Origin of the sequence: Nocardiopsis ganjiahuensis DSM 45031, assembly GCF_000341085.1 — a bacterium.
GTDB classification, from domain to species: Bacteria; Actinomycetota; Actinomycetes; order Streptosporangiales; family Streptosporangiaceae; genus Nocardiopsis; species Nocardiopsis ganjiahuensis.
The window spans coordinates 68490-82532 of the sequence record NZ_ANBA01000006.1; the positions used below are offsets into that span (position 1 = coordinate 68490).

The window sequence follows — 14043 nt, forward strand, 5'->3', positions numbered from 1 at the left end:
GTCAGTTGGCCATCTGGCCCATAAGCAGGCCTTCGACGACCTGGGCGTAGCCCTGGAGGGTGGGGTGGTCGAACAGGGCCTTCGTGGGGACCTGGACATCGAGCATGTCCCCGAGTTCCCCGACGACCTGGATGCTGCGGACCGAGTCACCCCCGATGTCGAAGAAGTTGTCCCCGCGTCCGACCCGGTCGAGTTTGAGGACGTTGGCCCAGACCTCGGCGACGACTTCCTCCGTGAGGGTCTGGGGAGGGGCGAAGCCCGCTTCGGAGAATTCGGCGGGTTCGGGGGCGGGCAGGGATCGGCGATCCAGCTTGCCGTTGGTGTTGAGCGGTAGTTCGGGCAGGACGGTGAGAACTGCGGGGACCGAGTAGGCGGGCAGGACGCGGCGGAGTTCGTCGGTCACCTCCGCCGTGTCCAGCCGGCCGGGCGCGGTCTCGGTGAGGTACCCGGCCAGGACCTTGGCCCCGGAGGGCGCGGCGACCACGGCGACCGCCGCCTGCGCCACGCCCGGTACCCGGGTCAGGGCGTTCTCGACCTCGCCCAGCTCGATACGGAAGCCCCGCAGCTTGATCTGGCCGTCGGCTCGGCCCACGAACTCGATCTGTCCCCCGGTGGACCAGCGCACCAGGTCACCGGTGCGGTAGAGGCGACCGCCCGAGCCGAAGGGGTCGGCGACGAAGCGTTCGGAGGTCAGTCCGGGGCGGCCGTCGTAGCCGCGTGCCACCCCCTCACCCGCGATGTACAGCTCACCGACCGCGCCGACCGGTACCGGGCGCAGGGCGGTGTCCAGGATGTGGGTCCGGGTGCCGTCCATCGGGCCGCCGATCGGGCAGTGCCCGGAGCTCGCCCACTCGGCGCCGATCGGCACGCAGGTGGCGAACGTGGTGGTCTCGGTGGGGCCGTACACGTGAACGACCTCGGTGTCCGGGCAGGCCTCCAGGACCCTGGCGAAGGAGGCCGGATCGGCCTTCTCGCCTCCGGTCCACACCTGGTGCAGCCCTGCGAAGCACGCGGGATCCTGCTGGGCGAAGAGGTTGAACAGGGCCGTGGTGAGGAACACGGACCGCACCCCGTGGTCGGTGCGGGCCGCGCGGACCGCCTCGGCGGTGACCCCGCCCTCGGGTGCCACGACGACGGTGCCTCCGTGCAGCAGCGGTACCCAGACCTCGTAGGTGGCGGCGTCGAAGGCGTGCGGCGAGTGGAAGAGCACCCGCTCGTGCGCGCCGGGCCATCTGCCGTCCGCCGCCAGGGCCACGATGTTGCGGTGGTCCACGACCACGCCCTTGGGCACTCCGGTGGAGCCGGAGGTGAACATGACGTAGGCGGACGAGTGGGAGACCGGCCGCACGGGGACGGACCGCTCTCCCCGCTCGGCGGGGGCGGTGGGTGCCCCGGGTACCGGCCCCGGGACGGCCACGGCGGCGAAACCGTCGGGGCCGTAGCGGTGGACGGCGACGTCCACGATCCCGGTGTAGAGGTCGAGCATGCCGGGATCGACCAGGGCCGCGCGCACCCCGCTGTCGGCGGCGAGCTCGGCCACCCGCGCGGCGGGGACCGTGTCGTGCAGGGGCACGTAAGCGGCGCCCGCCTTGAGCACGGCCAGCATGGCGACGACGACTCTCGGGCTCCGGGGCAGGGACAGGAACACCCGGGACTCGTGGGTGACGCCGTGCGCGCGGAGGTGGTCCGCGAGGCGTTCGGCCTCGGTGTCCAGTTCCGTGTAGGTCCACTCCCGGCCCTCGCCCACCACGGCGACGGTGTCCGGGTGACGGTGCACCCCCTCCTCGAACAGGTCCACCACCGTGCGGTCGTCCGGTCGCAGGGCGACGCCGTCGGTGAAGGCGGCCGTGACGGAGGTGTCCGCGCCCGCCAGCGCGGCCAGCGGCCGCCCCGGGTCCCGCACAAGCGAGGTGAGGATGTGCTCCAGGTCGGTGAGCAGGCGTTCCACCGTGTCCGGGTCGAAGTGGTCGGGCTCGTAGCCGATGAGGAGCCGGATTCGCTCGGTGCCGTACGCGCTCAGGGCGAGCGGGTAGTTGGTGGCCTCGTCGGCGGTGACCCCGACGATCTCCAGGCCGTGCTGGGCGGCCGAGTCCTGGTCCACCGGGTAGTTCTCGAACACCACCAGGCTGTCGAAGAGCGGGGTGTCGCCCGGGAGGGCGGCCTCCGCCTGGATGCGTGACAGCGGCAGGTGGTCGTGCAGACGGGCGTCCGCCTGCGCACTCTGGAACGCGCGCAGCCAGGTGAGGACCGTGGCGGCGGGGTTCACCCGGATCCGGACCGGCAGGGTGTTGATGAAGATGCCCACCGCCGACTCGACGTCGGGCAGGTCGGCGGGGCGCCCGGAGGTGGTCGCGCCGAACACCACGTCCTCCTCGCCCGAGTACGCCGAGAGAAGCAGCGCCCAGGCCGCCTGGACCAGCGCGTTCACCGTCAGACCGTGCTCACGCGCGAAGGCGTGGACGGCCCCGGAAGGCTCTGCCGGGAGGTGGGTCTCGATCCGTACCCGGGAGCGGGCGGTGCGCACGTTCTGGGGTGCGCGGTCGTAGGGCAGGGGTGTGGGGGCCTCCAACCCGGCCAGCACCCCGCGCCAGTACTCCAGACCCTCCTGCTCCTGACGCCCGGCGATCCACTCCAGGTGGTCACGGAAGGGCGGACGCGCTGCGAGCGGCTGGCCCCGGTAGGCGGCGAACACGTCGGCCAACACCAACGGCAGGCTCCAACCGTCCAACAACAGGTGGTGGAAGGTCCACACCAGAACCACACGGGTCTCGCTCAACCGGGCCAGGGCCACCCGGATCAGCGGCGGGACCCCCGGATCCAAACCCCGCTCCTGGTCCGCACGCAGGAAATCGGCCCGGGCCCGCTCCTGGCCGGCCTCGTCCAGCCCTCGCCAGTCCAGCACCGTCACGGGAAGCGCTACGGAGTGGCGGACCAGCTGGACCGGTTTCGGCAGCCCTTCCCAGGCCGCGTGGGTACGCAGTACGGGGGTGGCGTCCACGACCTTCTGCCAGGAACGGCCGAGGCGTTCGGGATCGTCCACACCCTCGATCTCGACGATGACCTGCTCGAAGTAGGACGCCCCCTCCTCCATCAGGCTGTGGAAGAGCATGCCCTGCTGCATGGGGGTCAGCGGGTACACGTCCTCGACCCCGCGGCCGTCGCCCACCAAGCGGTCCACCGCGGCCTGGTCCAGGCCAGCGAGCGGGAAGTCCGAGGGGGTCGCCCCGCCCACACCCTCGCTCAGACAGAACCGCACCAGATCCTTCAGGGTGTCCACCAGGTCCGAGGCCAGTGACCGGACGGTGGTCTCGTGGTGGAAGCAGCGGGAGTAGGCCAGGTCCAGGACCAGTCGTTCGTCCACCACACGGCCGACGACGTCCAGCAGATGCGGGCGTCGCTCCCCGGGAAGGTCGCCGCCGCCCAGGGTGAGGCCGGTGTGGAAACCGGTGGCGGTGTCGAAGCGGCCCAGATAGTTGAAGCTCACCTCCGGCTCCGGCACCCCCGCCAACACCTCACGCTGCGCAGGCGAACCCAGATAACGCAACGCCCCGAAACCCACACCCCGACCGGGAACCGAACGCACCATCTCCTTGGTCGAGCGGATCTGCTCCCTCCAACCAGGAGCCGACCCCAACACCACCGGGAACATCGTGGTGAACCAACCGACCGTACGAGACAGATCCACCCCCTCGAACAGGTCCTCACGACCATGCCCCTCAAGATCCACCAACACCCGATCGGCACCACACCACTGCGAGAGCACCCGACCCAAAGCAGCCAACAGCACATCGTTCACACGCGTGCGGAACACCCCCGGAACCTCACGCAACAGAGAACGGGTCACCTCCACCGGAAGCTCCACCGAGACCACCGACTGCGACTCCACCGTGTTGGAACCCGACCCCAAGCCCGGCCCCGCACCGGCATCTCTCGGAACCGAAGACCGCACACCCGGACCGGCCAAGGCAGCCCAGTACCCCTCCTCCCCGTCGAAACGGCCACCCCGGACCGCCTCCTCCAACTGCCCGGCCCAGACCGGGACCGGCGTGGTGCGCTCCCCAAGATCCACCGCCGCGCCCAGAGCCACCTGCTCATAAGCGGTCCCCAGGTCCTCCAGCAACACACGCCAGGACACCCCGTCCACCACCAGGTGATGCACCACCAACAGCAGACGCGCGGCCCCCTGCCCCTCGAACAACACCGCACGCACCACCGGCCCCGACACCAGATCCAAGGAGTCACCCGCACGGGCGGTGTGCTCGGCGACGGTCGCCTCGTCGGTACCGGTGACGATCTCCAGAAGCGTGCTGCTCTCCTCGGTCAGCAGGGTGGGCCCGTCCGCCCCGAGTCGCAGGCGCAGCATGTCGTGGTGCTCCACCAGACCCGCCAGCACCGTCGGCAGCAGCGAGGTGTCGGTGTCCTCGGCGAGATCCAGCAGGGCCGACATCACGAACCCGTTCGGGTCCGTGGTCCGCCGGTCGAGGAACCACCGCATGATCGGTGTGGAACACACCGGACCCGAAACCGGACCCCACACCACCGCGGACGCACCCGACTCCTCCGCCACCTCAGCCAGACCGGCCACCGTCGGCCGCGCGAACACATCCCTGGACGAAACCATCACACCCGCACGACGAGCCCGCGAAACCACCTGAATACTCAGAATCGAATCACCGCCCAGAGCGAAGAAGTCGTCGAAGACCCCCACCCGCTCCACACCCAGCACCGAAGCGAACACCCCGGCCAACACACCCTCGACCCCAGAACGCGGAGCGATGTACCGGTGTGTGGTGAGCTCGTCCCATTCGGGCGCGGGCAGGGCGCGGTGGTCGGTCTTGCCGTTGGGCGTCAACGGCATCTCGTCCAGGACCAGGATGACGGCGGGCACCATGTGCACGGGCAGCGTCGTGGCGAGCACCTCGCGCAGTTCGGCCGGGTCGGCCGCCCCGCCGACGACGTAGCCGACCAGCGCTCGGCCGGCCGGGGCGTCCTCGCGAACCGTGACGGCGGCTTGGCGAACGCCCGGGATCGCGACCAGCGCGGACTCGATCTCGCCCGGTTCGATCCGGAACCCCCGCAACTTCACCTGGGAATCCGCCTGACCCACGTACTCCAACTGCCCGGAACCGTTCCACCGCACCAGATCACCCGTGCGGTACAAACGACCACCCGAACCGAACGGATCAGCCACAAAACGCTCCGCAGTGAAGCCCGCACGCCCCCAGTACCCCCGAGCCACACCCGCACCACCCACATACAACTCACCCACAACCCCCGCAGGAGCACGACGCAACAACGGGTCCAACACGTGAAGCCGGGTGCCCTGGACCGGTCGGCCGATGGGCGGGCTGCCACCCGTGGCCAGGGGGTCGCTCAGGGATGCGGCGATGGTGATCTCGGTGGGCCCGTAGGCGTTGACCATGCGTCGGCCGGGCGCCCACCGGTTCACGAGCTCGGCCGGGCACGCCTCCGCACCGACGACCAGTACCCGCAGGTCGGGGTAGTCCCCAGCGGGTACCGAGGCGAGCACGGACGGCGGGATGATCGTGAGCCCGATACGGCACCGGAGCAGGGTCCGGGCCAGGTCCTCACCGACCAGCGGGCCGGGCGGGGGCACCACGAGGGCGGCGCCCGCGCCGAGGGCCATCAGGACCTCCATCACCGAGGCGTCGAAGCTGGACGAGGCGAGCTGCAGGACCCGGAAGTCGGGCCGGGTGCCGAACCGCTCGGCCATGGAGGCGGCCAGTTCACCCGTGCCGCGGTGGGTGACCATGGTGCCCTTGGGCGTACCGGTCGACCCCGAGGTGTAGATGAGGTAGGCGAGGTCGTCCGGTCCCGGCGGGGCGGGGACGGTCGCTCCCTCGGGCAGCGGACGGCGGGCCAGATCGTCCAGGGTGAGGCAGAGCGGCCCGCTCTCCGCGCCGGCCGGATCCGCGGCTCCGGTCACCGCCGCGGCTCCGGCCGCGTTCGCGTCCGGGTGGTCCGGCTCCGTGAGCAGGACGCGCACACCGGAGTCCGCGATGACGAAGGCCTGCCGTTCGGCGGGATAGGCGGGGTCCACGGGTAGGTAGGCGCCGCCCGCCTTCATGACCGCCAAGAGCACGACGACCAGGTCCGGTCCGCGTTCGAGACTCACGCCCACCGTGGTCCCGCGGGTGACGCCCAGAGCGTGCAGGCGCAGGGCGAGGTCGTCGCTGCGCGCGTCGACCTCGGCGTAGGTCCACTCTTCGGTGGAGCCGACGAGGGCGGTGGCTCCGGGACTGCGGCGCGCCTGCTCGGTGAACAGCTCGACGAAGGTGCGGTCGGCCCGCGCGGGACCGCCGTCTCCCCAGCGGACGAGGTCCTCCTGCTCCGCGCCGGTCAGGAGCGGCAGTGCGCTGACGGAGCGGTCGGGCTGCTCCACCAGGGCGTGCAGGTGGAACGCGAAGTGGTCGGCCAGCCGGTCAGCGGTGGCGGTGTCGAAGGCGTCGGGGTCGTAGCGCAGCTGGACCTCGACGCGCTCACCGTCGTAGGCGACGAGGGTGAGCGGGTAGTTGGTGGCCTCGTCGGCGGTGACCCCGACGATCTCCAGGCCGTGCTGGGCGGCCGAGTCCTGGTCCACCGGGTAGTTCTCGAACACCACCAGGCTGTCGAAGAGCGGGGTGTCCCCCGGGAGGGCAGACGCCGCCTGGATCCGGGAGAGCGACAGGTACTCGTGCTGGCGTGCCTCGACCAGAGTGTCCTGGAGACCGCGCAGCCACTCCGCCACCGTGGCGTCCCGCTCCACCCGGGCTCGCACGGGCACCGTGTTGATGAAGATGCCCACCGCCGACTCGACGTCGGGCAGGTCGGCGGGGCGCCCGGAGGTGGTCGCGCCGAACACCACGTCCTCCTCGCCCGAATACGCCGAGAGAAGCAGCGCCCAGGCCGCCTGGACCAGCGCGTTCACCGTCAGACCGTGCTCACGCGCGAAGCTGTGGACGCGGTCGGACAGGTCGGCGGGGAGGGTGCGGACGGTCCTGGCGTGGGAGACCGCCGCGTGGACGTCGTCCGGCCTGCGGTCGTAGGGCAGGGGTGTGGGGGCCTCCAGCCCGGCCAGCACACCGCGCCAGTACTCCAGACCCTCCTGCTCCTGGCGCCCGGCGATCCACTCCAGGTGGTCCCGGAAGGGCGGACGCGCTGCGAGCGGCTGATTCCGGTAGGCGGCGAACACGTCGGCCAACACCAACGGCAGGCTCCAACCGTCCAGCAACAGGTGATGGAAGGTCCACACCAGAACCACACGGGTCTCGCTCAGCCGGGCCAGGGCCACCCGGATCAGCGGCGGGACCCCCGGGTCCAAACCCCGCTCCTGGTCCGCACGCAGGAAATCGGCCCGGACCCGCTCCTGGCCGGCCTCGTCCAGACCCCGCCAGTCCAGCACCGTCACGGGCAGGGAGACCCCGAGCAGGACCTTCTGGAGCGGGGTGTCCAGGTCCTCCCAGACCGGAACGGAACGCAGTACGGGGGTGGCGTCCACGACCTTCTGCCAGGCACGGCCGAGGCGTTCGGGATCGTCCACACCCTCGATCTCGACGACGACCTGCTCGAGGTAGGAGGACCCTCCTTCACCGAGTGAGTGGAAGAGCATGCCCTGCTGCATGGGGGTCAGCGGGTACACGTCCTCGACCCCGCGGCCGTCGCCCACCAGGCGGTCCACCGCGGCCTGGTCCAGGCCGGCGAGCGGGAAGTCCGAGGGGGTCGCCCCGCCCACACCCTCGCTCAGGCAGAACCGCACCAGGTCGGACAGAGCCCGGTCGAAGCGTTCGGCCAGTGCGGCGACCGTCTCCCGGTCGTGGACCTGATCGGAGAAGATCCAGTCGAAGACCAAGGCGCCGTGCTCGACCCGGCCGACCACGTCCAGCAGGTGTGCCCTCTCCTCGCGGGGTTCGTACTCGCCCCCCGCGTTGAGCCGTACGTTGCTGTGCAGACCGGTGGCGGTGTCGAAGCGGCCCAGATAGTTGAAGCTCACCTCCGGCTCCGGCACCCCCGCCAACACCTCACGCTGCGCAACCGAACCCAGATAACGCAACGCCCCGAAACCCACACCCCGACCGGGAACCGAACGCACCATCTCCTTGGTCGAGCGAATCTGCTCCTTCCACCCCGGCACCGACCCCAACACCACCGGGAACATCGTGGTGAACCAACCGACCGTACGAGACAGATCCGCCCCCTCGAACAGGTCCTCACGACCATGCCCCTCAAGATCCACCAACACCCGGTCCGCACCACACCACTGCGAGAGCACCCGACCCAAAGCAGCCAACAGCACATCGTTCACACGCGTGCGGAACTCCCCCGGAACCTCACGCAACAGCGAACGGGTCACCTGCACCGGAAGCTCCACCGAGACCACCGACTGCGACTCCACCGTGTTGGAACCCGACCCCGCATCCCTCGGGATCAGGGACCTCAGACCCGGACCGGCCAAGGCAGCCCAGTACCCCTCCTCCCCGTCGAAACGGCCACCCCCGACCGCCTCCTCCAACTGCCCGGCCCAGACCGGGAACGGCGTGGTGCGCTCCCCCAGATCCACAACCCCACCCAGAGCCACCTGCTCATAAGCGGTCCCCAGGTCCTCCAGCAACACACGCCAGGACACCCCGTCCACCACCAGGTGATGCACCACCAACAGCAGACGCGCGACCCCCCGACCCTCGAACAACACCGCACGCACCACCGGCCCCGACACCAGATCCAGGGACCTCTGTGCCTCGTGCACGTGCTCGCGCTCCAGGGCCCGCGCGCTCGGCTCGTCGAGCCCGGACAGGTCGACCGTGGTCAGCTCGGCTCCGGCTTCCTCCGCCGGAACGATCACGGCAGCGCTGTCGGCGCCGTCCGTCCAGTCCGATCCGGGGCTCATGCGCAGGCGCAGCATGTCGTGGTGCTCCACCAGACCCGCCAGCACCGTCGGCAGCAGCGAGGTGTCGGTGTCCTCGACCAGGTCCAGGAGCACGGACATATTGAAGTGGTCCGGTCGAACCGTGTGGTGCTCCAGGAACCACCGCATGATCGGTGTGGAACGCACCGGACCCGAAACCGGACCCCACACCACCGCGGCCGCACCCGACTCCCCCGCCACCTCGGCCAGACCCGCCACCGTCGGCCGCGCGAACACATCCCTGGACGAAACCACCACACCCGCACGACGAGCCCGCGAAACCACCTGAATACTCAGGATCGAATCACCGCCCAGAGCGAAGAAGTCGTCGAAGACCCCCACCCGCTCCACACCCAGCACCGAAGCGAACACCCCGGCCAACACACCCTCGACCCCAGAACGCGGAGCGACCGTCTCACCGGCGCTGTCGAGATCCGGCTCGGGCAGCGCCCGCCGGTCCACCTTGCCGTTGGCGTTCAGCGGCATGGCCTCCAGCACGGTCAGGGCCGCGGGGACCATGTACGCGGGCAGTGCCCGAGAGAGTCCGGTGAGCAGGGCCGGCCCACCGCCCTCCGGCAGCCCCGTCTCGTCCGGCACCACGTAACCGACCAGGCGTCGCGCCCCGGACGGAGACCGGTGGACGAGCACTGACGCCTCCGCCACTCCGGGCAGGGCCGTAAGCGCGGACTCGATCTCGCCCGGTTCGATCCGGAACCCCCGCAACTTCACCTGGGAATCCGCCCGACCCACGTACTGCAACTGCCCGGAACCGTTCCACCGCACCAGATCACCCGTGCGGTACAAACGACCACCCGAACCGAACGGATCAGCCACAAAACGCTCCGCAGTCAAGCCCGGACGCCCCCAGTACCCCCGAGCCACACCCGCACCACCCACATACAACTCACCCACAACCCCCGCAGGAGCACGACGCAACAACGGGTCCAACACGTGAAGCCGGGTGCCGTCGAGCGGACCGCCGATCGGCACCGGGACGGACACGGCACCGGGAAGGGGGAAGTGGGTGGCGAAGGTGGTGCTCTCGGTCGGGCCGTAGACGTTGGCGACCCGCGTACCGGGGCAGGACTCGACGACCCGCTCCAGCGCCTGCGGGTTGGCCGCCTCGCCACCGGTCATGACCTCGCGCAGCCCTGCGAAACAGGAGGGGTCCTGGGAGGAGTAGAGGTTGAACAGCGCGGTGGTGAGGAACACCCCGGTGACCCCGTGCGCGCGGACGGTCCCGGCGAACTCCTCGGCGTCCATGCGCCCGGGCGGCGCGACGACCACGACTCCGCCGTTCAGCAGCGGCGCCCAGATCTCGTAGGTGGCGGCGTCGAAGGCGTGGGAGGACTGGAACAGCACACGATCGTGGTCGCCACCGGCCCACAGCCGATCGTGGGCCAGGCGCACGACGTCCTCGTGCGTGACCGCTACGCCCTTGGGCCTGCCGGTGGATCCGGACGTGAACATCACGTAGGCCAGGCTCCGGGGCAGGACCCGCGCCTCGCTCTGTGACAGGGCCTCCGCCTCGGCCGAGGAGCGGACCGGGGCAGGCGCGGGCCCGTCCAGGTCCAGCACCGGAAGCCCGTCGACGCCCGACGCCCGCCCGTGCGAGGGGGTGTCGGTCAGAACGCAGACCGCTCCGGTCTCCCGCGCCAGCCACGCCACGCGTTCGGCCGGATCGTCGGCGTGCACGGGCACGTAGGCGGCGCCCGCGCGTGCGGAGGCCAGCATGGCCACGATCACGTGCGCCCCGCGCTCCAGCACGAGCAGCACCGGCGACTCGGCTCCCGCGCCGTGTGCGCGCAGCCGTTCGGCCAGCGCGGCCGAGCGCGCGTCCAGCTCGGCGTAGGTCAGTTCCGTGTCCGCCGAGGTGACCGCGAGGCCGTCGGGGTCGAGCGCGACCCGTCGTGCGAACGCCTCCGGAATGGTCTGTTCCGCGCCCTCGGGGTAGACGCCTTCCCACTCCGCGAGGGTCCGCTCCTGGGTCTCGGTGCGCACACCGATCCGGGCGACCGGCCGGTCCGGGGCCTCGGTGAGCGCGACGGCGAGCAGGCGGAGCCCTTCGGCCAGCACGGCGATCCGCTCGGCCTCGTACAGGTCGGTGTTGTACTCCAGGTTGAGTCTGAGGCCGTTCCCCCGCTCCTCGAACTCGAAGACCAGGTCGAAGAGAGACGAGGTGCGGGGCAGGTCGAAGGGGGCCACGTCCAGGCCGTGCAGGCCGAGTTCACCCGAGTGGGCGTTCTGGAGCACCAGGAGGGCCTGGAAGACGGGCGTGCGGGACTGGTCGCGTTCGGCGGCCACCGCGTCCACGACCCGGTCGAAGGGGAGCTCGTGGTCGAAGGCGGCCAGGACGGTGTCGCGCACCCCGTCCAGGAAGTCCCCCGGGGTGGCACGGGGGTCCACGCGGGTCCGCACCGCGACGGGGTTGACGAAGAAGCCGACGAGGTCGTCCACCTGGTGGTGGTCGCGCCCCGCCGAGGCCACGCCCAAGGTCACGTCCGCACTGCCCGAGGAGGCCGACAGCAGGAGCTGGGTGAGGGCCGTGAGGGTCACGAACAGGGTCGTCCCCCGCTGGCGGCCGAGGTCGCGTAGGGCGGCGGTGACCTCCGGTGGGAGCTCGGCTCGGAGGACCGCCCCGGCCGTGGTCCGGACCGCGGGACGGGGGTGGTCCGCGGGGACCTCGGCGGCTCGCGCGTCCTCCAGTTCCCGGGTCCAGTACTCCAGGTGTTCCCGCTCGGTCTCCCGGGTCCAGCGGTCCCGCTCCCACACGGCGAAGTCGGCGTAGTCCACCCGTGCGGCGGCGCGCTCCGAGGCGGTGCCGCCGACCCGGGCTCGGTAGAAGGCACCGAGGTCCCGGGCGAGGATGTCGACGGACCAGCCGTCGCAGGCGATGTGGTGGGCGCTGAGCACGAGGGCGTGGTCGTCCGCGCCCATGCGCACCAGCAGGGCACGGAAGGGAGAACCGTTCTCCAGATCGAAGGGGCGTTCCGTCTCGGCCCTGAGCAGCGCCTCCAGCCGCCGTTCCCGGTGCGGCCCGGCCTCTGCCAGGTCGGCCCTGACCAGCAGGTCCTCAGCCCGCCAGGGGGTGCGGACGTGCTGCACGGGCCCCTCGTCGGTGGAGGCGTAGGTGGTGCGCAGCGCCTCGTGGCGGGCCTGGAGGTCGCCCAGGGCCTCGCGCAGCGCCGGGATCGACAGGTCTCCGCGGATCCGGTAGGCGCTGCCCGTGTAGTACTCGACGCTCTCGGGGTCGTGCTGGTGGAGGAACCAGAGGCGGCGCTGGGCCGCGGACAGCGGCAGGGCGCGGTCCCGGCTGACGGGCTCGACGGGTCTGGGCGCCTCCTGCCCGGTGAACCCCGCCGCGGCGATCCGGGCCGGGGTGCGCAGGGCGAAAACCGCCCTGCGGTCCACGCCGCGGCCCAGCCGGGCCTCGACCCGCGACAGGGCGCGCGCCGCGAGGATGGAGTCACCGCCCAGGTCGAAGAAGTCCTCGTGCCGGCCGACGCGCTCCAGCTCCAGGACGCGGGCGAACTCCTCGGTCACGACCCGTTCGGTCCTGTCCTCAGGCGCCGCGTACTCCCGCCGGGCGGCGTCGGGCGCGGGCAGCCGGCCGTGGTCGATCTTGCCGTTGGGTGTGGTGGGCATGGCCGGAAGCACCACCACCGCGGAGGGCACCATGTGGTCGGGCAGGACCTCACCCAGGCCCCGGACGACGGTCTCCTCCTCCGGGGCGGCGCCACCCGGCTCACCCACCACGTAGGCCACGAGCCGACGGATGCCGGGCCGGTCCTCGCGCACCAGGACGGCGGCGTTGGCCACGCCGGGAAGGCCGGTGGCGGCCGTCTCGATCTCACCGGGCTCGATCCGGAAGCCGCGGAGCTTGACCTGCTTGTCGACACGGCCCCGGAACTCCAGGTCGCCGTCGGGCAGCACGTGCACGCGGTCGCCGGAACGGTACATCCTGGATCCGGGCGGCCCGGAGGGGTCGGGCACGAACCGCTCCGCCGTGAGTCCGGGGCGGTCGTGGTAGCCCCGGGCCAGCCCTGCGCCGGAGATGTACAGTTCACCGCTGCCACCCGGCCCCACGGGGCGCAGGTGGTCGTCGAGCACGGCGACCCGGGTCCCGTCCACGGCGCGTCCGATGGGCGGAGCCCCGTCTCCGGACAGCGGCGCGCTCATGGTGGCGCACACGGTGGTCTCGGTGGGCCCGTAGCCGTTGAACACGTCGCGCCCGCGCGACCACAGTTCCACGATGTCCCCGGGACAGCTCTCCCCGGCGACCATGACCGACCGCAGCTCGTGCAGGCCGGTCGGGTCCAGCCCCGGGAGCACTGCGGGCGGCAGGGTCACGTGGGTGACGCGGTGGTCGGCCAGAGTGCGCACGAGTGCGTCACCCAGGAGGGCGGGGCGGGGCAGGACCACCAGGGCGGCGCCGTTGAGCAGGGCCATGCACACCTCGAAGAACGAGGCGTCGAAGCTGGGCGAGGCGAACTGCAGCACCCGGGAGTCGGGGGTGACGTTCATCCGGACCCGCTGGGTCCGCGCCAGGTCCCCGATACCCCGGTGGGTGACCAGCACGCCCTTGGGACGGCCGGTGGAACCGGAGGTGTAGATGACGTAGGCGACGTCGTCGGGCAGGGGGCGGTCGCCCGGAAGCGGAACGGTGCCTTCCAGCCGTTCGGAGTCCACGGTGGCCACCGCCGGCTCACCCCGCCAGGGTGTGTCCCCGCCGGACACGACCAGGCGCGTGCCGGAGTCGGCGAGCATGTAGGCCAGGCGCTCGTCCGGATAGGCGGGGTCCAGGGGCAGGTAGGCGGCGCCCGCCCGGGTGATCGCGAGCATGGCGACCACGAGGTCGGTCCCGCGCCCGAGGTGGACCCCCACGCGGTCCCCCGGCACCACGCCGGAAGCAGCCAGGCCCCTGGCCCGGCTCTCGACGAGGGCGTCGAGCTCGGCGTAGGTGAGGGTGTGCTCCTCCGACACCAGAGCGATGGCCTCCGGCCGTTCGGCCACCCGTGCGGCGAACAGGTCAGGAAGGGTACGGGCGGTCTGGTCTGAACTGGGGGCGGTAGCGGAAGACAGCACGTTCACTTACTCCTGTGAGGGGTGGCCTGGTGTCGGACCGAGCAGTGGCTGTTGGG

General features: G+C 71.4%; 1 protein-coding gene. It reads right to left on the bottom strand.

Features of this window, described 5'->3' with window-relative positions; translation table 11 throughout:
* Nucleotide 1: 1 nt before the first annotated feature.
* On the bottom strand, nt 2-13987 hold the full coding sequence (locus tag D458_RS33025) for a non-ribosomal peptide synthetase (protein ID WP_160168041.1): 13986 nt from the start codon (nt 13985-13987) through the stop codon (nt 2-4).
* Between the last annotated feature and the right edge of the window lie 56 nt (nt 13988-14043).